The sequence below is a fragment of the Pseudomonas sp. 58(2021) genome (assembly GCF_017491585.1).
Lineage (GTDB): Bacteria > Pseudomonadota > Gammaproteobacteria > Pseudomonadales > Pseudomonadaceae > Aquipseudomonas > Aquipseudomonas fluorescens_BT.
The window spans coordinates 1-24,337 of the sequence record NZ_JAFGYZ010000007.1; the positions used below are offsets into that span (position 1 = coordinate 1).

The 24,337-nt window shown below is 61.6% G+C and carries 22 protein-coding genes; 12 read left to right on the plus strand and 10 right to left on the minus strand.

Features of this window, described 5'->3' with window-relative positions:
* The first annotated feature begins 78 nt into the window (after positions 1-78).
* Positions 79-1,647 (plus strand): SulP family inorganic anion transporter, encoded by a 1,569-nt coding sequence (locus J5M72_RS09600; RefSeq protein ID WP_207865334.1) that lies wholly within the window; start codon positions 79-81, stop codon positions 1,645-1,647.
* 7 nt (positions 1,648-1,654) lie between these two features.
* On the opposite strand, the gene aroE is transcribed toward J5M72_RS09600, so the two are convergent.
* Both aroE and hemF read right to left on the minus strand, forming a co-directional pair.
* Positions 1,655-2,476 carry a shikimate dehydrogenase gene (gene aroE, locus J5M72_RS09605; RefSeq protein ID WP_207865335.1) on the minus strand — a complete coding sequence of 274 codons (822 nt, stop codon included), beginning with the start codon at positions 2,474-2,476 and terminating at the stop codon, positions 1,655-1,657.
* A gap of 9 nt (positions 2,477-2,485) precedes the next feature.
* Positions 2,486-3,400 (minus strand): oxygen-dependent coproporphyrinogen oxidase, encoded by a 915-nt coding sequence (hemF, locus tag J5M72_RS09610; RefSeq protein ID WP_169428228.1) that lies wholly within the window; start codon positions 3,398-3,400, stop codon positions 2,486-2,488.
* Positions 3,401-3,553: 153 nt separating this feature from the next.
* Between hemF and J5M72_RS09615 the strand changes: the two genes are divergently transcribed.
* Positions 3,554-4,531 carry a quinone oxidoreductase gene (locus J5M72_RS09615; protein WP_207865336.1) on the plus strand — a complete coding sequence of 326 codons (978 nt, stop codon included), beginning with the start codon at positions 3,554-3,556 and terminating at the stop codon, positions 4,529-4,531.
* A gap of 49 nt (positions 4,532-4,580) precedes the next feature.
* Here the strand turns inward: J5M72_RS09615 and J5M72_RS09620 are convergent, their stop codons facing one another.
* From J5M72_RS09620 to J5M72_RS09630, 3 genes are all read right to left on the minus strand, one after another.
* Positions 4,581-5,138 carry an L-threonylcarbamoyladenylate synthase gene (locus J5M72_RS09620; RefSeq protein WP_169428226.1) on the minus strand — a complete coding sequence of 186 codons (558 nt, stop codon included), beginning with the start codon at positions 5,136-5,138 and terminating at the stop codon, positions 4,581-4,583.
* Positions 5,139-5,192: 54 nt separating this feature from the next.
* Complete coding sequence (gene dprA, locus J5M72_RS09625) at positions 5,193-6,293, minus strand: DNA-processing protein DprA (protein WP_207865337.1); 1,101 nt, start codon at positions 6,291-6,293, stop codon at positions 5,193-5,195.
* Between the two features lie 79 nt (positions 6,294-6,372).
* On the minus strand, positions 6,373-7,398 hold the full coding sequence (locus tag J5M72_RS09630) for a LysM domain-containing protein (RefSeq protein WP_207865338.1): 1,026 nt from the start codon (positions 7,396-7,398) through the stop codon (positions 6,373-6,375).
* A 169-nt stretch (positions 7,399-7,567) separates the two neighbouring features.
* Between J5M72_RS09630 and def the strand changes: the two genes are divergently transcribed.
* From def to J5M72_RS09655, 5 genes are read left to right on the plus strand one after another with little or no spacing between them, the layout of a single operon-like run.
* The gene (gene def / locus J5M72_RS09635; protein WP_039764933.1) at positions 7,568-8,074 is read left to right on the plus strand and encodes a peptide deformylase; all 507 of its coding nucleotides are present in this window, start codon (positions 7,568-7,570) and stop codon (positions 8,072-8,074) included.
* Between the two features lie 57 nt (positions 8,075-8,131).
* Positions 8,132-9,091: a methionyl-tRNA formyltransferase gene (fmt, locus tag J5M72_RS09640; RefSeq protein ID WP_207865339.1), complete on the plus strand. Its 960-nt coding sequence runs from the start codon at positions 8,132-8,134 to the stop codon at positions 9,089-9,091.
* Entirely contained in the window at positions 9,088-10,398 is a 1,311-nt protein-coding gene (gene rsmB / locus J5M72_RS09645) for a 16S rRNA (cytosine(967)-C(5))-methyltransferase RsmB (RefSeq protein ID WP_207865340.1), read from the plus strand. Before fmt ends, rsmB begins: the two co-directional genes overlap by 4 nt.
* A gap of 22 nt (positions 10,399-10,420) precedes the next feature.
* The gene (trkA, locus tag J5M72_RS09650) at positions 10,421-11,797 is read left to right on the plus strand and encodes a Trk system potassium transporter TrkA (RefSeq protein WP_085713086.1); all 1,377 of its coding nucleotides are present in this window, start codon (positions 10,421-10,423) and stop codon (positions 11,795-11,797) included.
* Between the two features lie 20 nt (positions 11,798-11,817).
* On the plus strand, positions 11,818-12,132 hold the full coding sequence (locus tag J5M72_RS09655) for a tetratricopeptide repeat protein (protein WP_169428222.1): 315 nt from the start codon (positions 11,818-11,820) through the stop codon (positions 12,130-12,132).
* Between the two features lie 50 nt (positions 12,133-12,182).
* On the opposite strand, the gene J5M72_RS09660 is transcribed toward J5M72_RS09655, so the two are convergent.
* Positions 12,183-13,070, minus strand: a complete 888-nt coding sequence (locus tag J5M72_RS09660; protein WP_169428221.1) for a lysophospholipid acyltransferase — start codon at positions 13,068-13,070, stop codon at positions 12,183-12,185.
* Between the two features lie 40 nt (positions 13,071-13,110).
* Positions 13,111-13,668 carry a DNA-3-methyladenine glycosylase I gene (gene tag, locus J5M72_RS09665; RefSeq protein WP_007954111.1) on the minus strand — a complete coding sequence of 186 codons (558 nt, stop codon included), beginning with the start codon at positions 13,666-13,668 and terminating at the stop codon, positions 13,111-13,113.
* An 81-nt stretch (positions 13,669-13,749) separates the two neighbouring features.
* Between tag and glyQ the strand changes: the two genes are divergently transcribed.
* The 4 genes from glyQ to J5M72_RS09685 all read left to right on the plus strand — a co-directional run bounded on the left by glyQ (position 13,750) and on the right by J5M72_RS09685 (position 18,160).
* Positions 13,750-14,703 (plus strand): glycine--tRNA ligase subunit alpha, encoded by a 954-nt coding sequence (glyQ, locus tag J5M72_RS09670; RefSeq protein ID WP_207865341.1) that lies wholly within the window; start codon positions 13,750-13,752, stop codon positions 14,701-14,703.
* Complete coding sequence (gene glyS / locus J5M72_RS09675) at positions 14,700-16,754, plus strand: glycine--tRNA ligase subunit beta (protein WP_207865342.1); 2,055 nt, start codon at positions 14,700-14,702, stop codon at positions 16,752-16,754. Before glyQ ends, glyS begins: the two co-directional genes overlap by 4 nt.
* A 4-nt stretch (positions 16,755-16,758) precedes the next feature.
* Positions 16,759-17,298 carry a D-glycero-beta-D-manno-heptose 1,7-bisphosphate 7-phosphatase gene (gene gmhB, locus J5M72_RS09680; RefSeq protein WP_169428219.1) on the plus strand — a complete coding sequence of 180 codons (540 nt, stop codon included), beginning with the start codon at positions 16,759-16,761 and terminating at the stop codon, positions 17,296-17,298.
* An 82-nt stretch (positions 17,299-17,380) separates the two neighbouring features.
* Positions 17,381-18,160 (plus strand): lysophospholipid acyltransferase family protein, encoded by a 780-nt coding sequence (locus J5M72_RS09685; protein WP_169428218.1) that lies wholly within the window; start codon positions 17,381-17,383, stop codon positions 18,158-18,160.
* 157 nt (positions 18,161-18,317) lie between these two features.
* Here the strand turns inward: J5M72_RS09685 and J5M72_RS09690 are convergent, their stop codons facing one another.
* Positions 18,318-19,859 carry a PAS domain-containing sensor histidine kinase gene (locus tag J5M72_RS09690; protein ID WP_207865343.1) on the minus strand — a complete coding sequence of 514 codons (1,542 nt, stop codon included), beginning with the start codon at positions 19,857-19,859 and terminating at the stop codon, positions 18,318-18,320.
* Positions 19,860-20,024: 165 nt separating this feature from the next.
* On the opposite strand from J5M72_RS09690, the gene J5M72_RS09695 reads away from it, so the two are divergent.
* Entirely contained in the window at positions 20,025-20,744 is a 720-nt protein-coding gene (locus J5M72_RS09695; RefSeq protein ID WP_169428216.1) for a response regulator transcription factor, read from the plus strand.
* 62 nt (positions 20,745-20,806) lie between these two features.
* Here J5M72_RS09695 and gyrB read toward each other — a convergent pair whose 3' ends face one another.
* Entirely contained in the window at positions 20,807-23,224 is a 2,418-nt protein-coding gene (gene gyrB, locus J5M72_RS09700) for a DNA topoisomerase (ATP-hydrolyzing) subunit B (RefSeq protein ID WP_085686140.1), read from the minus strand.
* Between the two features lie 5 nt (positions 23,225-23,229).
* A complete protein-coding gene (gene recF, locus J5M72_RS09705; protein WP_007911886.1) occupies positions 23,230-24,333 on the minus strand; it encodes a DNA replication/repair protein RecF in 1,104 nt (367 codons plus the stop codon).
* Positions 24,334-24,337: the final 4 nt, after the last annotated feature.

Consider the following 24,337-nt stretch of genomic DNA (forward strand, 5'->3'; position numbering starts at 1 on the left):
GGGTTAGGGTGAGGGGGCTTTTCCTGACTGACACCCTGATACCCTTCACACACCACCAATCCCAAACCGAGAGGATCCATGGCCCTCCCCAGCCGCCGCTCACTTTTCCCCTTTCTGGCCTGGCTGCCCCGGCAGACCCGCGCCAGCGTCGGGCGAGACCTGGTCGTCGGTCTCAGCGGGGCGATTCTCGCGTTGCCCCAGTCGATTGCCTACGCACTGATCGCCGGTCTCCCACCGGAATACGGGCTCTACGCCGCCATCGTGCCGGTGTTGATCGCTTGTCTGTGGGGCTCGTCGTGGCATCTGATTTGCGGGCCGACGGCCGCGATTTCGATTGTGCTGTTCGCCAGTGTCAGTCCACTGGCCGTGCCGGCGTCGCAGGACTACATCACCCTGATCCTGCTGCTGACCTTCCTTGCCGGGATTTTCCAGTGGCTGCTCGGTCTGTTGCGCTTCGGCGCGCTGGTGAATTTCGTCTCGCATTCCGTGGTGCTGGGTTTCACCCTCGGCGCGGCGGTGGTGATTGCCATCGGCCAGTTGCCGAATCTGCTGGGGCTGGATCTGCCGGCCAAGGCCACGGCGCTGGCCAGCCTGATGGATCTGCTGCGCCATCTCGGGGCGGTGGATAAACCGTCGCTGGTCCTCGGTGTCGCCACGGTGGTGGTCGGTGCGTTGCTCAAACAATGGCTGCCACGCTGGCCGACGCTGTTGATGACCTTGGTGCTCGGCAGTCTGGTGGTGTGGCTGTGGCCGGCGATGTTTGGTCACGTTCACTTGGTCAGCGCGTTTGTCGGGCGCTTGCCGCCGTTCAGTGGATTGCCACTGGATATGGACCTGATCCTGCGCCTGCTGCCCAGCGCCGTGGCAGTGGGCATGCTCGGGCTGGTCACCAGCCTGTCGATTGCCCGTTCGATTTCCGCGCGCTCGCAACAGCTGCTCGACGCCAACCAGGAAGTCCGCGCGCAGGGGCTGTCGAACATTGTCGGGGCGTTCTTTTCGGGATCGTTGTCCGCCGGCTCATTCACCCGATCCGGGCTGAGCTATGAGGCAGGGGCCTGTTCGCCGCTGGCCGGGGTGTTTTCGGCGTTGTGGGTGGCGTTGTTCGCGATTTTCGGTGCCGGACTGATCGCGCATATTCCGATCCCGGCCATGGCCGGCAGCATTCTGCTGATCGCCTGGGGACTGGTGGATCATCGCGGCATTCGTGCGTTGCTGCGGGTCAGCCGGGCCGAGTTCGTGGTGATGAGCCTGACCTGCGTCGCCACGTTGCTGCTGGAATTGCAGACGGCCATTTACGCCGGGGTGCTGGCGTCGCTGTTTTTCTACCTAAAGCGCACGTCGCAGCCGAGAGTGCAGCATTGGCGCGATGGCGAAGACGATGTACTGCGGGTCGGCGGCTCGATCTTTTTCGGCGCCAGCCACTATCTGCAAGTGCGCTTGCAACGGATGCATGGCGCGCGGGTGGTGATCGAGGCGCAACAGATCAACTTCATCGACTATTCAGGCGTGGAAATGCTCCATCAGGAAGCCCGGCGCCTGTTGCGCCAGGATCGCAGCCTGACCTTGCGTCAGGCGCGACCGCAGGTGGTGGAGGAGTTGCGCAAACTCGAAGGGGCGGAGAAATGCCCGATACGCTTCGAGGACTGAGGGCGCCTTACAGCGCCAACTGCCGACGCAATTCCGCCAGTACCGGCGCAGTGTCGGGACGTACGCCACGCCACAGGAAAAAGGCTTCGGCAGCCTGTTCGGCCAGCATGCCCAAACCATCCATCACCACGCCTGCGCCGTGTTCGCTGGCCCAGCGGCAAAACGCGGTTGGCTCCTTGCCGTACATCATGTCGTAGCACAGCGTCTTGCCCGGCTCGATCAGGCTTGGGGCAATCGGCGGCACATCGCCGGTGAGGCTGGCAGACGTGGCGTTGATGATTACGTCTACCGGTTCGCGCAACCAGTCGTAACCACTGGCCGACACCGGCCCCAGGTCGCAAAACAGTTCGGCCAGCAGCTCGGCCTTGTCCACTGTGCGGTTGGCGATGATCACCGAGGCCGGTTTCTCCGCCAGCAACGGCTCCAGCGCACCGCGTACCGCGCCACCGGCGCCGAGCAGCAGAATGCGTTTGCCGGTGAGGCTGAACCCGGCGTTGACCGTCAGGTCCCGCACCAGCCCGGCACCGTCGGTGTTATCACCGAGCAAGGTGCCGTCGGCCAGTTTGCTCAAAGTGTTCACCGCGCCGGCGCGTTGGGCACGGTCGGTCAGGCTGTTGGCCAGGCGGCAGGCATCTTCCTTGAACGGAACGGTCACGTTGGCACCGCGACCGTCCTGGAAAAACGCCGTGGCGCAGCCGGAAAAATCGTCGAGCGGTGCCAGCAGGGTGCTGTAATCGAGGCTTTGCCCGGTCTGTTCGGCGAACAGTTTGTGAATCATCGGCGACTTGCTGTGGCCGATCGGGTTACCGAAAACGACGTAACGATCCATCAGAAGTCCTCAGGCCCGGGCCAGCCAGTCGCGGTCTTGCAGGAAGTACTCGGTCAGGCGCGCTTCTTCGCTGCCCGGCTCGGCTTTCCAGTCGTAGGCCCAACGCACTTGCGGCGGCAGCGACATCAGGATCGACTCGGTGCGCCCGCCCGATTGCAGGCCGAACAGGGTGCCACGGTCGTAAACCAGGTTGAACTCGACGTAGCGACCGCGGCGGAATTCCTGGAACTCGCGCTGTTTGGCGGTGAAGGCGTCGTTCTTGCGCCGTTGCACGATCGGCAGGTAAGCGTCGATGTACGCATCGCCGATGGCGCGCATGAAGGCGAAACTGGTGTCGAAGTCCCACTCGTTCAGGTCATCGAAGAACAGGCCGCCGATGCCGCGCGGCTCGTGGCGATGCTTGATGTGGAAATAGGTGTCGCACCAGGCCTTGTAGCGCGGGTAGACGTCCGGGCCGAACGGCGCGCAGGCCTGCTCGGCGACGCGGTGCCAGTGGATGCAGTCTTCCTCGTTGCCGTAGTACGGGGTCAGGTCGAAGCCACCGCCGAACCACCAGACCGGTTCTTCACCTTCCTTCTCGGCGATGAAAAAGCGCACATTGGCGTGGGACGTCGGCACATGCGGGTTGTGCGGGTGGATCACCAACGACACGCCGAGGGCTTCGAAACCGCGCCCGGCCAGTTCCGGTCGATGGGCGCTGGCGGACGGTGGCAGACCGCTGCCGAAGACGTGGGAAAAGTTGACGCCGCCCTTTTCGATCACCGTGCCGTTCTCGATCACCCGGGTGCGACCGCCGCCGCCGGCCGCACGAGTCCAGGCGTCTTCGACGAAGCGCGTGCCGCCGTCTTCAGTTTCCAGCGCGGCGCAGATGCGGTCTTGCAGGTCGAGCAGATAGGCCTTTACGGCGTCGGTGCGGGTCGTCATGGCATCACCTTGGATCGGGCATCGCCCCGTGGGCAAGGGGGGCGGCGCAAATGGGCGCGTAGCATACCATCGCAGGCCGGCACGCCGCAGTTGACGAAGATCAAGCATGGGGGTTCGATAGGGGCCTTCCAAATCATCCCAAGGAGTAGGCAGATGGCCAAGCGAATCCAGTTCCGCGCCCACGGCGGCCCCGAAGTGCTCGAATACGTTGACTATCAGCCCGCCGAACCCGGCCCGCAGCAGGTTCGCGTGAGCAACAAGGCCATCGGTCTGAACTTCATCGACACCTACTACCGCAGCGGTCTGTACGCGCCACCGGCCTTGCCGTCGGGTTTGGGGGCGGAAGGCGCGGGCATCGTCGAAGCAGCGGGCAGCGAGGTCACCCGGTTCAAGGTCGGTGACCGCGTGGCTTATGGCAGTGGTCCACTGGGTGCTTATAGCGATGTCCACGTCCTGCCCGAAGCGAATCTGGTGCACCTGCCGGACGCCATCAGTTTCGAAACCGCGGCCGGCGTGATGCTCAAGGGCCTGACCGTGCAGTACCTGCTGCGCCAGACCTATGAACTCAAGGGCGGCGAAACCATTCTGTTCCACGCGGCGGCCGGCGGCGTCGGTTTGCTCGCCTGCCAATGGGCCAAGGCTTTGGGCGTGAAGCTGATCGGCACCGTCAGCTCGCAAGCGAAAGCCGAATTGGCCAAGGCCCATGGCGCCTGGGAAACCATCGACTACAGCCACGAAAACGTCGCCCAGCGGGTGCTGGAATTGACCGACGGGAAGAAAGTCCCGGTGGTCTATGACGGCGTCGGCAAGGACACCTGGCCGGCATCGCTGGACAGCGTGGCGCCCCGTGGCCTGTTGGTGAGCTTCGGCAACGCCTCGGGTGCGGTGGACGGGGTGAACCTGGGGATTCTCGCGGCAAAAGGTTCGCTGTACGTGACCCGGCCGACGCTGGCGACCTACGCCAACAACGCAGAGAACCTGCAACGCATGGCGGACGAGCTGTTCGGGATGATCACCAGCGGCAAGCTGAAAGTGGATATCAGCCAGCGTTATCCACTGGCTGAGGCGGCCAAGGCGCAGACCGAGTTGTCAGCGCGGCGCACGACGGGTTCGACTGTTCTGTTGCCATAAAACCGATGGTGGCGGGGAGCAAGCTCCCCGCCACCAGGCTTTTCGGATTTCAGGACGGGCGTACAACCCTGCCGGTCGCCAGATCGCGAATCAGGCTCGGGTTTTTGCGCCCACCGAGCACTCCACCCAACACCAGATCGACCTGACCACGGAAATACTGCTCGACCCGCAATCGACTCTTCGCCGCCGGCCGGCCCTGCGGATTGGCCGAGGTCGAGATCAACGGCCCCACCAGCGAGCACAGATCCCGCACCTGCGGATGATCGCTGACCCGCAGCGCCACGGTGTCATGCACCCCGGTCACCCACTCCGGCAACAGGTTCTGATGCGGCACCAGCCAGGTGTTCGGCCCTGGCCAAGTGCTGGCCATGCGATCGATCCAGTCCTGGGGGAAGTCCTCGAACAGGAAGTCGAACTGACGAATGTTGTCGGCGACCAGAATCAACCCCTTGTCCACCGATCGGTTCTTGATCGCCAACAGACGATCCACCGCTTCTTCATTCCAAGGATCGCACCCCAGCCCCCAGACGGCTTCGGTTGGATAGGCAATCACCGCCCCGGCGCGAATCTCTCGTGCGGCTTGTTGCACACGCCAACTGTTGACCATGAAAAACTCTCCGCAAACAGGTTTTGCGCAGTTTACCGATCTTCAATGTAAAACCTAGCTTACCCGCGCAAACCAGCGGCCGTTTTCGCACACGGCGCGGCCCTCCATCTCCAGTTCGGTCAATGCCGCCAGTACTTTTGGCAACGCCCAGCCACTGCTGTCGGCCAGGCCCTCGCTGGTATGGGGCGCCGCGTGCAGCAGGCGCAGCAACGGATTGTCCGTAGCCGTTGCAGAGGTGGATCCCGACAAGTGCTGCCAGCCACGCAGGGCTTCGAGGATGTGTTCGATGGTTTCCACCAGCACCGCTCCATCACGGATCAACTGATGACAACCCCGGGCGCCGGGGTGATGGATCGAACCCGGAATGGCGTACACCTCGCGACCCTGTTCCGCCGCCAGCCGCGCGGTGATCAGCGAACCGCTGGCAACACTGGCCTCGACCACCAGTACGCCGAGTGACAAGCCGCTGATGATCCGGTTGCGCCTGGGGAAGTTGCTCGCCGTCGGCCCGGCGTCCAGTGGAAACTCCGAAATCAACGCACTGCCCGAGGCAATCATCGTGTCCGCCAGCCGCCGGTTGCGCTGTGGATAAAATTTTTCCAGACCGGTGCCCAGCACACCCACGGTTTGCCCGCCAACGTCGAGCGCGCCTTGGTGCACGGCGGCATCGATGCCCAGCGCCAGGCCACTGGTGATGACAAAACCGGCTCCGGCCAGACTGCGGGAAAATGCCGTGGCGGTGTCCATGCCCGGTCGTGAAGCGCGGCGACTGCCGACCATCGCCAGTTGCGGTTTTTCCAGGATCCGTGGGTCGCCAGCGACGAACAGCAAGGGTGGCGGGTCGGGAATCTGCGCCAGCAAAGCCGGGTAATCCGGGTGATCCCACATCAACAAATGTTGCTCCGGCCGCTCTAGCCAGCGCAATGCGTGGCTGGCGCCGTCGCGAACTTCAGGACAGCGGCGGGCCTCGGCACAAGCCGCCGGCAAACCCAGCGAGCGCCAGGCGCTGGCGGGCGCGCTGATTGCCTTCGAGGCACAGCCGAAGGCTTCGAGCAGTTTGGTGAAACGCTTGGGACCGATTTCCGGCAAGCGGTGCAGGCGCAGGCGCGCTTCGAGCTCCGCCGGCGAAACCGATGGAGAGACAGGCATCATCATGGATCATCCTTGATCGTTATAAGGCCCGAACCTTTCGGAACAAGCTGTGGATAACTCTGTTGGTAACTTGTGAAGCCAGCTAAGGATTTCGCACCTTGTCCAGCACCGCCAGCGAGCGCGATGCGTTCAACACCAGGCCATAACTGAGCTTGTCGTAGGTGCGGAACACCATCAGCAATCCGGCGCGCTCGTCGGGGATTTTCAGCGGCTGGCCGGTGATCCGGTCACGCACGGTTTCCCCGGTTTTCATCACCACCAGCACGTTGCCTTCGGCCAGACCGTCGCGCTTGCCCTTGTTCAGTGTCACTACATCCATCGCGCCGATCTGCGTGACGCCGCGTGGCACGTCGATGATCAGGCCATTGATGTCGGTGGTGGGAGCGCTGGGCATGAACGTCGAGTTGATCGAACGCTCTTCGCCACTGAACAGACGGTCGCCGAGGCGCACTTCCTGTGTGGTGCGTTGCAGGGCGAGGGTGGCGACGTCGCCTTCGGTGGCGACGATTTCACCGCCGCCGATATCGTCGGCGTTGATCCCCAGAAACTCCTTGCTCTGCGGATCGGTGTAGACCTTGCCCTGGCGGAAGATGCCGTAGACCGGCTGGTTCGGGTCGAAATGCCCGCGGGCGAAGATCCGGTCGCCGGTGCCGCTGAGCACCCGCTCGGCATCGCCGGCGACGATGTACGGCGCCTTGTCGAAGTCCTCGACCTTGTCGACGATGCGGTTGCTCAGCAGAAAGCTGTTGATGGATTTGAGCGGAATGCTCGGAATCGCCTCCGCTACCGGACTGGTACGGATGCGTGGCGACAGCTTGATGGTGCCGCGCGACTCCCCGCGATTGAGGGTCAGGCGTGGCTGGCCGTTGACGTAGCTGAGCGTCAGCGTGTCGCCGGGATAGATCAGGTTGGGGTTTTCGATCTGCGGATTGGCCCGCCACAGCTGTGGCCACTGCCACGGTTCGCGCAAATATTTACCGGAGATGTCCCAGAGCGTATCCCCCGAAACCACCGTGTATTGCTGTGGAAAACCTTCCTTGAGTTGCACTTGCCCGTGCGCAGCGCCGGCCGAGGCCAGAAACAGCAGGGCGAGTAGTGATTTCCTCATGCGGTGAATCCCTTTATTATGTGCGTTCGCGTGAAACGCCAGAGCCCCCGTGGCTCGCTCCCTGCTCTATGCTTGAAAGCAAGGAGCTACGTTTCACAACGGTAGCCTGCATCTTCGGACCCGCCAGGCCATCGCCCGACTTTACCTCACACGTGCAGCAATCAAGCTTATGGCCATTTTGAACATCCTCGAATTTCCGGACCCGCGTCTGCGCACTATCGCCAAACCTGTGGCTGTAGTGGACGACGAAGTGCGTCAGCTGGTCGATGACATGTTTGAAACAATGTATGAAGCGCCGGGCATCGGCCTCGCCGCGACCCAGGTCAACGTGCACAAACGTATCGTCGTGATGGACCTTTCCGAAGACCGCACCGAACCCCGGGTGTTCATCAACCCCGAGTTCGAACCGCTGACCGACGAAATGGAGCAATACCAGGAAGGCTGCCTCTCGGTGCCGGGCTTCTACGAAAATGTCGACCGCCCGCAGAAGGTCAAAATCAAGGCTCTGGACCGTGACGGCAAGCCTTACGAACTGATCGCCGAAGGCCTGCTCGCGGTGTGCATCCAGCACGAATGCGACCACCTCAACGGCAAGTTGTTCGTCGATTACCTGTCCACGCTCAAACGCGACCGGATCAAGAAGAAACTGGAAAAGCAGCACCGCCAGAACGCTTGATGCCCCTCTCCAAAGGCTTGCTGCGGCAAGCCTTTTTCTTTTTATGAGATTCCCCCCATGACTGAGCCACTGCGCATCGTTTTTGCCGGCACCCCGGAATTCGCCGCCGAACACCTCAAGGCCCTGCTGGACAGCCCTTACGAGATCGTTGCGGTCTACACCCAACCGGATCGCCCGGCCGGTCGTGGGCAAAAACTGATGCCGAGCCCGGTCAAACAGCTCGCCCTGGAAAACAATATCCAGGTGTTGCAGCCACCGACCCTGCGCAACGCTGACGCTCAGGCCGAGCTTGCTGCGCTGAAACCGGATTTGATGGTGGTGGTTGCCTACGGCCTGATCCTGCCGCAAGCGGTGCTGGATATTCCGCGCCTGGGCTGCATCAACAGCCATGCCTCGCTGCTGCCACGCTGGCGCGGTGCGGCGCCGATCCAGCGCGCCGTGGAAGCGGGCGACGCCGAAAGCGGTGTGACCGTGATGCGCATGGAAGCCGGCCTCGATACCGGGCCGATGCTGCTTAAAGTCGTGACCCCGATCAGCGCCGAAGACACCGGTGGCAGCCTCCATGACCGTCTCGCCGAAATGGGCCCGCCTGCCGTGGTGCAAGCGATTGCCGGTCTGGCCGCTGGCACCCTGGAAGGCGAAGTGCAGAACGACGAACTCGCCACCTACGCGCACAAACTGAACAAGGACGAAGCACGCATCGACTGGAGCCGCCCGGCCGTTGAGCTGGAACGTCTGGTCCGCGCCTTCAACCCGTGGCCGATCACCCACAGCACGCTCAACGGCGAAGCGCTGAAAGTGCTGGCGGCAACACTGGCCGACGGCAAAGGCGCGCCGGGCACCATCCTCGGCGCCAGCAAGGACGGCCTGCTCGTCGCGTGCGGCGATCAGGCGCTGTGCCTGACCCGTCTGCAATTGCCCGGCGGCAAGGCGCTGAACTTCAGCGATCTGTTCAACAGCCGTCGTGAGAAATTCGCCACCGGCACCGTGCTGGGCGCAGCGGTGGACGCGCAATGAACCCGCGTCTGGCCGCCGCCAAGGCACTCGCTGCAGTCCTGAGCGGCAAGGCTTCGCTCAACAGCTCCCTGCCGACGCAACTGGACAAGGTCGAGGATCGCGATCGCGGCTTCACTCAGGATCTGGCATTTGGCACCGCCCGTTGGCAGCCACGTTTGTCGGCGCTGGCGGAAAAACTGCTGCAGAAGCCGTTCAAAGCGGCGGACGCCGATGTCGAGGCGTTGCTGCTGGTCGGTCTCTATCAACTGCTCTACACCCGCGTCCCGCCACACGCCGCCATCGGCGAAACCGTCGGTTGCGCCGACAAGCTGAAAAAGCCTTGGGCCAAAGGTCTGCTCAACGCCGTGCTGCGCAATGCCCAGCGTGAAAGTGAGGCGATCTTCGCCGAGCTGGAACGCGATCCGGTGGTGCGCACCGCTCACCCGCGCTGGCTGCAAAAATCCCTGAAGGCTTTCTGGCCTGAACAGTGGGAAGCCATCTGCGAAGCCAACAACGCACATCCGCCGATGATTCTGCGGGTCAATCGCCGTCATCGCAGCCGCGACGCCTACCTCGGTCTGCTGACTGAAGCGGGTATCGCCGCCCAGCCGTGTACGTTCAGCCGCGACGGCATCGTGCTGGAGGCCGCTGCCGATGTGCGCAGCCTGCCAGGCTTCGCCGAAGGCTGGATCAGCGTGCAGGACGAAGCTGCACAATTGGCCGCCGACCTGCTCGACCTCGCGCCGGGCCAGCGAGTGCTGGACGCCTGCTGTGCGCCGGGCGGCAAGACGTGCCACATCCTCGAAGCCGAACCGGCCCTCGCCGGTGTGGTGGCGGTGGACCTGGAAGCCAAGCGTCTGGTGCGAGTGAAGGAAAACCTCGAACGCCTCGGTCTGAGCGCCGAACTGATCGCCGCCGACGGTCGCGACACGGCCGCATGGTGGGACGGCAAACCGTTCCAGCGGATCCTGCTCGACGCGCCGTGCTCGGCCACCGGGGTGATCCGTCGTCATCCGGACATCAAGCTGACCCGCCAGGCCGACGACATCGCAGCCCTCGCGCAACTGCAAGGCGAGTTGCTCGACGCCATGTGGAAAACCCTCGAAGTGGGCGGCATCCTGCTCTACGCCACCTGCTCGACCCTGCCGACCGAGAACACCGAAGTCATCGCCGCGTTCCTTGAGCGCACGCCGGGCGCCCGGGAACTGGATCTGGCCACGCAGGCCGGGATCAAACAGCCCCACGGTCGCCAATTGCTGGCCCAGCAGGGCGGGCATGACGGGTTCTACTACGCCAAGCTGATCAAGATCGCTGCCGCGCGCGGCTAAACGGATTCAACGGAGTGACTGGATGAAAATCATCATCCTCGGAGCGGGACAGGTCGGCGGTTCGCTGGCTGAACATCTGGCCAGCGAAGCCAACGACATCACCGTGGTCGACACCGATGGCGACCGTCTGCGCGACCTTGGCGACCGCCTCGATATCCGCACCGTGCAGGGCCGTGGCTCGCTGCCGACCGTGCTGCGTCAGGCCGGTGCCGACGACGCCGACATGCTGGTGGCGGTGACCAACAGCGACGAAACCAACATGGTCGCCTGCCAGGTCGCCCACACCCTGTTCCACACCCCGACCAAGATCGCCCGGGTGCGCGAAGCCTCGTACCTGACCCGCGAGGAGCAACTGTTCCAGAACGAAGCGATTCCGGTCGACGTGCTGATCAGTCCCGAGCAGGTCGTCACAAACTACATCAAACGCCTGATCCAGCACCCTGGCGCCTTGCAGGTGATCGACTTCGCCGAAGGCCAGGCGCAACTGGTCGCGGTGCGCGCCTACTACGGCGGGCCGCTGGTGGGTCAGCAACTGCGCCAGTTGCGCGAGCACATGCCGAATGTGGAAACCCGGGTAGCCGCCATTTTCCGCCGCGACCGTCCGATTCTTCCTCAAGGCGACACGGTGATCGAGGCCGACGACGAAGTCTTCTTCATCGCCGCCCGTGAGAACATTCGCGCTGTGATGAGCGAAATGCGCCGCCTCGACGAAACCTACAAGCGCATCGTCATCGCCGGCGGCGGGCAGATCGGCGAACGCCTGGCCGAGGCCATCGAAAGCCGCTATCAGGTGAAGATCATCGAGATGAACCCGGCGCGCTGTCGTTATCTCTCCGACACCCTCGACAGCACCGTGGTGCTGCAGGGCAGTGCGTCGGATCGCGACTTGCTGCTGGAAGAGAACATTGCCGACGCCGACATCTTCCTCGCGCTGACCAACGATGACGAAGCCAACATCATGTCGTCGCTGCTGGCCAAGCGTCTGGGGGCGAAGAAGGTGATGACGATCATCAACAACCCGGCCTACGTCGACCTGATCCAGGGCGGCGACATCGACATCGCCATCAGCCCGCAACTGGCGACCATCGGTACCTTGCTGGCCCATGTGCGGCGCGGCGATATCGTCAGCGTACACTCCCTGCGCCGGGGTGCGGCTGAGGCCATCGAAGCGGTGGCTCATGGCGATTCGAAGTCGAGCAAGGTCATCGGCAAGGCCATCGAAAACATCGCACTGCCGCCGGGCACCACCATCGGCGCGATCATCCGCGATGAAGAAGTGATCATCGCCCATGACGACACGGTGATCGCAGCGGGCGACCATGTGATCCTGTTCCTTGTGGATAAAAAGCACATTCGCGATGTGGAGAAGCTGTTCCACGTGGGCCTGAGTTTCTTCTGAGCGACCAAGAGGCGAGACCGATGATCGAATCCCTGGAAAAAATGCTCGCCAAGGGTGTGGATAACTCGCTGCTGCGCTTCGGACTCGGCAAGGGTTATCTGGATCTGGGAGAAAACGCGAAGGCGGCCGAGCATTTCCAGCGGTGTGTCGGCTTCGATCCGAAGTATTCGGCTGCTTGGAAACTGCTAGGCAAGGCGCAACTGGCGCTGGGTGATCTGGCGGCTGCGCGGCAGGCCTGGGAGCAGGGTCTGGAAGCGGCCCGGGCCCATGGCGACAAGCAGGCCGAGAAGGAAATGACGGTGTTTCTGAAGAAGCTCGATCGGCAGAAGCCGTGACGGCTGTGGATAACCCATTTTTCAGGTTATCCACAATTGCATAGCGCCGCTCAGTACCAGCGCGCCTCGCCCGGCGGACGCTTCTTGAAGCGTTTCATGCTCCACATGTACTGGCTCGGATAAGCCGCCACATAACGCTCGACCACTTGGCTCATCGCTGCGCAGGAGGTTTCGGTGTCGGTGCTGTACATGGCTTCCGGCGCCGCTTCGAGGATCACCTTGTAGCCGGAACCGTCCGGCAGGCGCAGGGCATGCAGGAACACCCCGACGGCTTTGCCGCCAGCGAGCATGTTCGGCACGAACTTGCTGGTCAGGGCCTGAGTGGCGAAGAACGGCACGAAGATCCCGGCCGATTCCGCCGGCTCCGGGTCCGCAGGAATCCCCACCTGACCGCCCTTGCGCACCTCCTTGATGACACTGAGGATGCCTTCCTTGGTCGACGCCGCCACGCGGTTGCCCAATTGCACCCGCTGCTTGCGCAGCAATTCATCCACAGCCTTGAGCTTGGGCGGGCGGTAGAAAATGATCGGTTTGCACTGGCTGCAATAGAAGTGATTGAGCACTTCCCAGTTGCCCAGGTGACTGGTGATGCCAACCACACCTTTACCCGACGCCAGCGCCTCCTTGAGGATGTCGAGGCCTTCGACTTCGCGCACCAGGTCGATGGAACGCTGGGCCGGCCAGATCCAGGCGCAAGCGCTTTCGGTCAGGGACTTGCCGATGTCCTTGAGGCTCTGGCCGACCAGACGCTCGCGTTCGGCCGGGTCCATCTGTGGAAAACATTTAGCGAGGTTGATCCGCACCACATCGCGGGAACGGTTGGGGGTTTTCCACATGATCCAGCCGATCGCCGAACCCACGGCCTGCACGGCCCGCCACGGAAGCAGGGCAAACAGCCGCAGAGCGCCAACCAGCATGGCGCCTTTAAACTTTTCCACAGGTCACTCCTGATCTTGTGCTGTGCGCGAGGCGGCCATTCTAACCGGCGTTGACGAGCTGCGCGTAGCGGTCGCAGTCCTGAGTGTGATCCATGACCATGCCCGAGGCCTGCATCAGCGCGTAGCAGATGGTCGGTCCGACGAAGGTGAAACCGGCCTTTTTCAGGCCTTTGCTCATGGCCACGGCTTGCGGGGTGATGGCCGGGACTTCGCTGCGATCCTTGAAATGATTGATCACCGGCCGGTTATCCACAAACGACCAGAGGAACGCCACCGGGTCTTCCAGCGCCAGCCAGGCCTGGGCGTTGCGCCGGGCGGCATTGAGTTTGAGACGGTTGCGGATAATCCCCGGATCGAGCATCAGTTCGTCGATTTCCGCGTCGCTCATCTGCGCCACGCGCTGTACGTCAAAGCCGAACAACACCTCGCGATATCGCTCGCGCTTGCGCAGCACGGTGATCCACGAAAGCCCGGCCTGGAACCCTTCGAGCAAAAGCAACTCGAACAAACCCTGCGCATCGCGTAGCGGCGTGCCCCACTCCTGATCGTGGTAAGCCATGTACAGCGGATCTTCGTTGCACCAAAAGCAGCGTGGCATAAGGCTCCAGGGGGTGGAGGTGCGACTGAATCGGGTATACTCCCGCTCTTTAAATCGCAGCCCAAGAAACAGGTGAATTTCGTGAGCCAGCCTACGCCAGCCGTGCGTACCTTCCAAGACTTGATCCTCGCGCTCCAGCAATACTGGGCCGAGCAAGGTTGTGTGGTACTTCAGCCCTACGATATGGAAGTAGGCGCCGGCACTTTCCACACCGCGACATTCCTGCGCGCCATCGGCCCGGAAACCTGGAACGCCGCTTACGTGCAGCCAAGCCGCCGTCCGACTGACGGCCGTTACGGCGAAAACCCGAACCGTCTGCAGCACTACTACCAGTTCCAGGTGGTCCTGAAGCCGAACCCGGACAACTTCCAGGAACTGTACCTGGGCTCCCTCAAGCATGTCGGCCTGGACCCGCTGGTCCACGACATCCGCTTCGTCGAAGACAACTGGGAATCGCCGACCCTCGGCGCCTGGGGTCTGGGCTGGGAAGTCTGGCTGAACGGCATGGAAGTGACCCAGTTCACTTACTTCCAGCAGGCGGGCGGCATCGAGTGCTACCCGGTGACCGGCGAGATCACCTATGGCCTCGAACGTCTGGCCATGTACCTGCAAGGCGTGGACTCGGTCTACGACCTGGTCTGGGCTGACGGTCCGTTCGGCAAAGTGACCTACGGCGACGTGTTCCACCAGAACGAAGTGGAGCAGTCCACCTACAACTTCGAACACGCCAACGTCGACAAGCTGTTCGAACTGTTCGACTTCTATGAAAGCGAAGCCAAGCGCCTGATCGAACTCGACCAGCCGCTGCCGTTGCCAAGCTACGAAATGGTCCTGAAGGCCTCGCACACCTTCAACCTGCTGGATGCACGCCGGGCGATCTCGGTGACTGCGCGTCAGCAATACATTCTGCGCGTTCGCACCCTGGCGCGTTCCGTCGCCCAAGCCTACCTGCTGGCCCGCGCCAAGCTGGGCTTCGCGATGGCAACCCCGGACCTGCGTGACGAAGTACTGGCCAAGCTGGAGGCTGCACAATGAGTGCTCAAGATTTTCTGGTTGAACTGGGCACCGAAGAACTGCCACCCAAAGCCCTGAACACCCTGGCCGAAGCGTTCCTGGCCGGTATCGACAAGGGCCTGCAAGCTGCCGGTCTGAATTACGAGACCAAAACCGTCTACGCCGCGCCGCGTCGTCTGGCTGTGCTGATCACCGCGCTGGCCACCCAGCAGCCGGATCGCAGCATCAACCTCGACGGCCCGCCACGTCAGGCGGCGTTCGATGCCGACGGCAACCCGACTCAAGCGGCACTGGGCTTTGCCAAGAAGTGCGGCGTCGAGCTGAGCGAAATCGATCAGAGCGGTCCGAAACTGCGCTACAGCCAGAACATCGCCGGCAAGCCGACCGCCAGCCTGTTGCCGACCATTGTCGAAGACTCGCTGAACGACCTGCCGATCCCGAAACGCATGCGTTGGGGTGCTCGCAAGGAAGAGTTCGTACGTCCGACCCAATGGCTGGTGATGCTGCTCGGCGACCAGGTCATCGACTGCACGATCCTCGCGCAGAAGGCTGGCCGTGAATCCCGTGGCCACCGTTTCCACCACCCGCAAAGCGTGCGCATCGGTTCGCCGTCGAGCTACCTGGCCGACCTGCGTGCCGCCTACGTGCTGGCCGACGCCAACGAGCGTCGCGAGATCATCAGCAAGCGCACCGAAGAGCTGGCGACCCGTCAGGAAGGCACCGCGATCGTGCCGCCGGCGCTGCTCGACGAAGTGACTGCGCTGGTCGAGTGGCCGGTGCCGCTGGTGTGCTCGTTCGAGGAACGTTTCCTCGACGTGCCGCAGGAAGCGCTGATCACCACCATGCAGGACAACCAGAAGTACTTCTGCCTGCTGGATGCCGATGGCAAGTTGCTGCCACGCTTCATCACTGTGGCCAACATCGAATCCAAAGACCCGCAGCAGATCATCGCCGGTAACGAGAAGGTGGTTCGCCCACGTCTGACCGACGCCGAGTTCTTCTTCAAGCAGGACAAGAAGCAGAAGCTCGAAGCGTTCAACGATCGCCTGCAGAACGTGGTGTTCCAGGAAAAACTCGGCAGCGTCTACGACAAGGCCGAGCGAGTTTCCCGACTGGCGGCTTACATCGCGGCGCGCATCGGCGGCAACGCTTCGTGGGCTGCCCGCGCAGGTCTGCTGTCCAAATGCGACCTGGCCACCGAAATGGTCGGCGAGTTCCCTGAGATGCAAGGTGTCGCCGGCTACTACTACGCCCTCAATGACGGCGAGCCGCAAGACGTTGCGCTGGCGCTGAACGAGCAATACATGCCACGCGGTGCCGGCGCTGAACTGCCAGCCACCCTGACCGGTGCGGCTGTGGCCATCGCCGACAAGCTCGACACCCTGGTCGGCATCTTCGGCATCGGCATGCTGCCGACCGGCAGCAAAGACCCGTATGCCCTGCGCCGTGCGGCACTGGGCGTGCTGCGGATCCTGATCGAGAAACAACTGGATCTGGACCTGAACGACGCCGTGGCATTCGCCGTGAATGCGTTCGGTGCCAAGGTCAAGGCTGCCGGCCTGAACGACGCGGTACTGGAATTCATCTTCGACCGTCTGCGTGCGCGTTACGAAGACGAAGGCGTGGATGTCGCCACCTACCTGTCGGTACGTGCCCTGAAGCCGGGTTCGGCGCTGGACTTCGACCAGCGTGTGCAAGCGGTTCAGGCCTTCCGCAAACTGCCGGAAGCGGCAGCCCTGGCGGCGGTGAACAAGCGTGTGTCGAACCTGCTGAGCAAAGTCGAAGGCTCCGTGCCGACCGAAGTCCAGGCCAAGTACTTCGACAACGCCAACGAGTTCTCGCTGTACTCGGCGATCCAGCAGGCTGACCAGGCTGTACAGCCAATGGCTGCTGCGCGTCAGTACAACGAATCGCTGGCACGCCTGGCCGCCCTGCGCGAGCCGGTCGACGCGTTCTTCGACGCGGTGATGGTCAATGCCGAAGACGCCAATGTGCGGGCCAACCGTTACGCGCTGCTGGCGCGTCTGCGTGGCCTGTTCCTGGGCGTTGCCGACATTTCGCTGCTGGGTTGAGGGATTGCTGTTGAAACTGCTGATTCTCGATCGGGACGGAGTGATCAATTACGACTCCGACGCTTACATCAAGTCGGTGGAGGAGTGGATTCCGCTGCCCGGCTCGATCGAAGCGATTGCGCAGTTGAGCAAGGCCGGCTGGACGGTGGCGGTCGCCACCAACCAGTCAGGCATTGCTCGCGGCTATTACGACCTCGTCACCCTCGATGCCATGCACGCGCGCCTGCGCACGCTGGTGGCGGAGCAGGGCGGTGAAGTCGGGCTGATCGTGTATTGCCCGCATGGACCGGACGAGGGTTGCGACTGCCGCAAGCCGAAACCCGGCATGTTGAAAACCATTGCGCAGCATTACAACGTGGCGCTGACGAATGTCTGGTTCGTCGGCGACAGCCTTGGTGACCTGGAGGCCGCCAAAGCCGTCGATTCACAGCCCGTTTTGGTAAAGACCGGGAAAGGCGAAAAGACTCTGGGCAAGACCCTTCCGGTCGGCACCCTGATTTTTGACGATCTGGCGGCGATTGCCGCAGAACTTATCCACAACTAGAGTACTTCTGAAGTTCCTGACCAGGGATTGATCGGGAGTGCGCTTGAACAGTCGGGCATCGCCCGTAACGGTAAACGTCGCCATGTCGATACTGCAGGCCATCAGAATCTTCCTCTTTTACCTGCTGCTGGGCACCACCGCTCTGCTGTGGTGCAGCCTGAGCTTTTTTATCGCGCCCTTTCTGCCGTTCAAGGCGCGCTATCGCTTCATCAATGTGTACTGGTGCCGTTGCGCCTTGTGGTTGACCAAGGTGTTCCTCGGTATCCGTTACGAAGTCAAAGGCGCGGAAAACGTGCCTGACCGGCCCTGCGTGATTCAGTCGAACCACCAGAGCACCTGGGAGACGTTCTTTCTCTCCGCTTATTTCTCGCCCTTGAGCCAGGTGCTCAAGCGCGAATTGCTGTATGTGCCGTTCTTCGGCTGGGCCATGGCCATGCTGCGGCCGATCGCCATTGATCGCGACAACCCGAAAGCCGCCCTCAAGCAGGTCGCGGCGAAGGGTGATGAACTGCTCAAGGACAATGTCTGGGTGCTGATCTTCCCTGAAGGCACTCGCGTTCCCCACGGCACCATCGGCAAGTTCTCCCGCAGTGGCAGCGCATTGGCGGTGAATGCGGCACTTCCAGTGCTGCCGATTGCGCACAATGCCGGCAAGTTCTGGCCGAAAATCGGCTGGGGCAAAAAACAGGGTGTGATCACCGTGGTCATCGGTAAACCGATGTACGCCGAAGGATCCGGCCCCCGCGCCATCGCCGATCTGAACGACCGGGTGCAGGCTTGGAACGAGCAGGCTCAACGGGAAATGGGTTCGTTGCCACCGGCACCACAAGCCCCGGCAGCCAGCGACCAACTGACTGTCTGAATTTTGTGGATAACCTGTGTACGGTTTGTTGGCAATATTCCAAAAACATCAATTAAGTTACTGATTTTTATATATATTTCTGAAGCTGATAAAACACCGTAAAAGGTGCATAAGTTTTTTTCGGAAGTAAGAAAACCGGCTGATATAGCCGGTTTTTTTATGCCTGCTCTTCGGCGATCAGCGGCAGCTCCAGGCGGAATGTGGTGCCCTGATCGATAACGCTGAGGCATTCGATCCGCCCACCGTGATGATCCACCACGGCCTTGACCATCGATAACCCCAGCCCCACGCCATCAATGCCCTTGGCCGAAGAAAACCGCCGATATTGGCTGAACAGATCAGGCAGTTCTTCAGCCGCAATGCCTTTGCCCTGATCGGTCAGTTCGCATTGCAGCCAGTCATCGTGGCAGCGAATACGTAACCTGACCATGGACCCGACCGGGCTGTACTTGATCGCGTTTTCCAGCAGATTGAACAGCGCCCGGGTCAGCAAGCCCTGGTCCGCCAGCACCAGACGCTCCTGAGATTGTTCGTCCATATCGTTAAGCAGCTCGATGCGCTTCTGCTGGGCGATGGGCAGCGCCTGATCCAGGACGTCCATTACCAGCATCGCAAACAGACTCGGCTGGAACTGATAGGCCTTGGATTCGGCCCGAGCCAGCAATACGAAACCATCGGTCAACTCCAGCGCTCGCCGCACCTGGCGTTCAATCTGCTCGAACAACGGCGAATCTGTCCCGGCCTGATGCCGGTGTACGTCGAGCAGAGCGAGAATCGCCGAATGCGGGGCGCGCAGATCGTGGGACAGAAAGCGCAGCAGCACGCCGCGCTGTTCTTCAGCGGCACGCTCGGCGCTCAGATCGGTAAGGCTCAGCAGCCAGCCAATCGGCGTGTCGCCGTCCACCGGTAACAATGCTGCACGTTCCAGCCGCAGGCTGCGCTCCTTGTGATCTCGGAACTCCACTAGAGGCAGGTCGGACAACAGTGGACGCGACGCTGTGGATAAATCCGGATAGCCAAGACTCGCCAATCGATCGAGGACTTCATCACCGACCAGATCACTGCCGAACAAGTCACGCGCCTTGCGGTTACCCAACAGGATCTGACCTTTTGGATCACTGATCAGGGTCGCGACCGGCAGATACTCCAGGCCATCGGCGATGAAGCGACGGGTGTCACGGGTACGGCTCATGGCTTGCTCAAGGGCCATGATCTGGCCTTGCAATCGGTCGCCACTGGCAAATTGTGTACGGCGACGTTCGGGGAACACCTTCGGTTCATCGTCCAGCCGTGACAATTCCCAGCCGAAGTAAGTCAGCACGACACTCAGCCGTCGCCAGTTCCAGATCAGATAACCGAACAGCATTCCCAGCACTGCTGGCGTAGGGGACCACCAACGCTGAACTTCAGCCAGGCCTGCGCTGGTCAGCAGCACGCCAACCATGCCGATCAGAGTGAGCCAAAGCGCCAGGCGCGGTCGCCACAGCAACAATCCCAACACAATGGCCACCAGCACGGTGGACAGCACTGCGCTGGTGACAGGCGCCGGATCATGCAGATTGATCTGCGCCCGCCAGGACAACAATGCAGTCAGCGGCAACAGCACTAGACTTATCCACACCCACTCGCGCACCAGTTGCCGAAACAGGCGTTGAACCTGACTTTGCACACGGCTTTCGTGGCGGCGTCGGTTAATCATGGAAAACAGGGCAGGGCGGGTTGAATGGTTTCATAGGCGACAGGTCTGAGGACGTGGACCCGAAGAATCATAGCGGCTCGACCCAGGGTGTGCCGCTTACTTTCACTGCTTTGGTCAAGCCTCTGGTGTTGACCACCCATTACCAAGCGACAAGGAATCCCGCGTATGCGCGTTGCGATACTGGACGATGAACCCGCCGAATTGCGCCGGGTCGAGCAGACCCTGCAACAAATGGCCGAGGCCGGCGAACAACCCTGGTCGCTGCACAGTTTCGAACGCGCCGAAGACCTGCTGCGGCAACTGCGCCGGGAAACCTTCGACCTGCTGATCCTCGACTGGCAACTGCCCGACCTCACCGGGCTGGCACTGCTGCGCTGGACCCGCGAACACATGGAAGCGCCGCCGGCGGCCATCATGTTGACCAGTCGCGACGGCGAGAGCGATATCGTCCAGGCATTGAATGCGGGAGCCGACGATTATGTCAGCAAGCCCTTTCGTCCAAACGAGTTGAAGGCACGAGTCACCGCCGTACTGCGTCGGCACAGCCATCAACGCCCATCCGTCGCCAATGTTCTGCGTTTCAATGATCTGGTGTTCGACGACGCCGAACTGACCGTCACCCGCGAAGGCAAGCCGATCATGATGACCGAGCGCGAGTATCGGCTCGCACATTGCCTGTTCAGCAACCTCGGCCGGCCGTTGTCACGGGACTACCTGTACGAAAGATTTTGGCCCCATGAAGAAATGGCCTCGTCGCGGCCGCTGGACACTCATATCTATCGGCTGCGTAACAAGCTGGGGCTGACGGCGGATCGGGGTTGGCAGTTGCTGACGATTTATGGGTATGGGTATCGGTTGGAGAGCGTGGTGTCTGCCGGCGAGTGAACCGCAGGCAATAAAAAAGGCCAACGCGGATGCGTTGGCCTTTTTGCTGGTGCCGACCCGGATCAGAAATCCAGGTTGGAAACCGCCAGAGCGTTGCTCTCGATGAAGTCACGGCGTGGTTCGACCGCATCACCCATCAGGGTGTTGAAGATCTGGTCTGCACCGATGGCGTCTTCGATGGTGACTTTCAGCATGCGGCGCACGCTTGGGTCCATGGTGGTTTCCCACAGTTGATCCGGGTTCATTTCGCCCAGACCTTTGTATCGCTGAATGGTATGGCGCTTGGTGCTTTCGGCCATCAGCCAGTCCAGGGCTTCCTTGAACTCGGTGACCGCTTTCTTGCGCTCGCCACGCTGGATGTACGCACCTTCGTCGAGCAGGGTGCTCAGTTGAGCGCCGAGGGTGACGACGGTCTTGTAGTCGTTGCTGCCGAAGAAGTCGCGGTTGAAGGTGACGTAGTTCGACAGGCCGTGGGAGATCAGTTCGACCTCCGGCAGCCACACGCCACGTTCACGGTCTTCACGCAGGCTGGCCTTGTAGACCAGGCCGGACTTCTCGACGGTGCGCAGACGAACTTCGTACTGGGCCAGCCAGTCTTGCATCTTGGCGTGGTCGCCGAGCATTTCCAGGCTTACGGCCGGCAGGTAGATGAAGTGCTCAGTCAGCTCCTGCGGGTACAGACGCGACAGACGCTTGAGGGTCTTCATCACCATACGGAAGTCGTTCACCAGACGTTCCAGCGCTTCGCCGGAAATGCCCGGGGCGTCTTCGTTCAGGTGCAGGCTCGCATCTTCCAGGGCCGACTGCGTCATGTACTCTTCCATGGCGTCGTCGTCTTTGATGTATTGCTCTTGCTTGCCTTTCTTGACCTTGTACAGCGGCGGCTGGGCGATGTAGATGTAGCCGCGCTCGATCAGCTCCGGCAACTGACGGAAGAAGAAGGTCAGCAGCAGGGTACGGATGTGCGAACCGTCGACGTCAGCATCGGTCATGATGATGATGTTGTGATAGCGCAGCTTGTCGATGTTGTACTCTTCGCGACCGATACCGCAGCCCAGCGCGGTGATCAGGGTGCCCACTTCCTGGGACGAGATCATCTTGTCGAAACGGGCTTTCTCGACGTTGAGGATCTTGCCCTTCAGCGGCAGGATGGCCTGGGTCTTGCGGTTACGTCCCTGCTTGGCAGAGCCGCCCGCGGAGTCACCTTCCACGAGGTACAGTTCGGACAGCGCCGGGTCTTTTTCCTGACAGTCAGCAAGCTTGCCCGGCAGGCCGGCGATGTCCAGCGCGCCTTTGCGGCGGGTCATCTCACGGGCCTTGCGCGCCGCTTCACGGGCACGGGCGGCGTCGATCATCTTGCCGACGACCAGCTTGGCTTCGTTCGGATTTTCCAGCAGGAAGTCGGAGAAGTATTTGCCCATTTCCTGTTCGACCGCGGTCTTCACTTCGGAAGACACCAGCTTGTCTTTGGTCTGGGAGCTGAACTTCGGATCCGGCACCTTCACCGAGATGATCGCGGTCAGGCCTTCACGGGCATCGTCACCGGTGGTGGCGACTTTGTGCTTCTTCGCCAGACCTTCCTGCTCGATGTAGTTGTTCAGGTTACGCGTCAGTGCGGAACGGAAGCCCACCAGGTGAGTACCGCCGTCGCGCTGCGGAATGTTGTTGGTGAAGCACAACAGGTTCTCGTTGAAGCTGTCGTTCCACTGCAGGGCGATTTCCACGCCGATGCCGTCTTCACGCTGGATGTTGAAGTGGAACACCTGGTTGACCGCAGTCTTGTTGGTGTTCAGGTATTCAACGAATGCACGCAGGCCGCCTTCATACTTGAACAGCTCTTCCTTGCCGCTGCGCTCGTCCTTGAGGACGATGCCAACACCGGAGTTGAGGAAGGACAGCTCACGAATGCGCTTGGCCAGGATGTCCCAGCTGAAGTGAATGTTCTTGAAGGTTTCCTTGGAAGCCTTGAAGTGGATCTGGGTACCGGTGGTTTCGCTGTCGCCAACGATCGCCATCGGTGCCTGAGGTACGCCGTGGACGTAGGTCTGTTCCCAGATCTTGCCGCTGCGGCGAACGGTCAGGACCAGCTCTTCGGACAGCGCGTTCACTACCGAAACACCTACACCGTGCAGACCGCCGGATACCTTGTAGGAGTTGTCGTCGAACTTACCGCCGGCGTGGAGGACGGTCATGATGACCTCGGCGGCGGAAACGCCTTCCTCTTTGTGCACGTCGACCGGGATGCCACGGCCGTTGTCTTTGACGGTGATGGACTCATCCGGGTGGATGATGATGCTGATGTCGTCGCAATGGCCGGCGAGGGCTTCGTCGATCGAGTTGTCGACCACCTCGAACACCATGTGGTGCAGACCGCTGCCATCGTCGGTGTCACCAATGTACATACCGGGACGTTTGCGCACGGCATCCAGGCCTTTCAGCACTTTAATGCTCGATGAGTCGTACGTATTTTCTTCGCTCAATGCCTTCACTCCCGATGGTCGTGGGTCTGGGTGATACGGCCCTGTTCCACGTGGAACAGAGCGACTGGCGTTTCCGTCTGCCAGCCTTCCCTCAATAATTCGTGATCTACACAGGTGATAAAGACCTGGCAGCGTAAGTCTTCCAGCAAGCGGCACAGCGCGCGACGGTGGCTCTCGTCCAGTTCGGACGGCAAGTCATCCACCAGATAAATACACTGGCCGCGTCGGGCCTGGCTCACCAGATGCCCCTGGGCAATGCGCAAGGCACAAACCACCAGCTTCTGCTGACCCCGGGACAAGATGTCCGCGGCATTGTGAGCGCCCAATCGAAGACGCAAGTCAGCACGTTGCGGTCCGGCCTGGGTATGACCCATTTGCTGGTCCCGCTGCAGGGATCCGGCAAGTACGGCACTCAATTCCCGGTCCTTGTCCCAGCCTCGGTAATAGCTGAGCGTCAAACCTTCGAGCTCAACCAGTTCGCTCAAGGTTTGTTCAAAGACTGGTTTCAAGGCTTTGATGTAAGCGCGGCGGTATTCATCGATTTCAGCGCTGGCCTGGCACAGTTCCCTGTCCCAAACCGCTTGCGAAACGGCGTCAAGTGTACCATGTCGCAGCCAGGAGTTTCTCTGGCGCAAGGCCTTCTGCAACCGCTGCCAGGTAGCCATGAACCGTGGCTCGACGTGGAACACACCCCAGTCGAGGAATTGCCGGCGAATCTTCGGTGCACCTTCCAGCAGGCGGAAGCTGTCCGGGTTGATCAACTGCAGCGGCAGAATCTCCGCCAGTTGCGCGGCACTGCGGGCGTTCTGGCCATCGATGCGAATCTGAAACTCGCCCTGGCGATCACGAGAGATCCCCAATGCGCTGTGGCCACCTTCGGCAAGCTCGACCTGACCGAATACGGTACAGGCGAGTTGCTCATACTGGATGACGGGCAACAGTCGGGTGCTGCGGAACGAGCGGGCAAGCCCCAGCAGGTGAATGGCTTCCAGAACACTGGTTTTGCCGCTGCCGTTGGCGCCGTAAAGAATGTTGATTCGGGGGGAAGGGGAGAAGGTCACCGGGTGCAGATTGCGCACCGCGGTGACCGAGACGCGACTTAGCGACATCCAG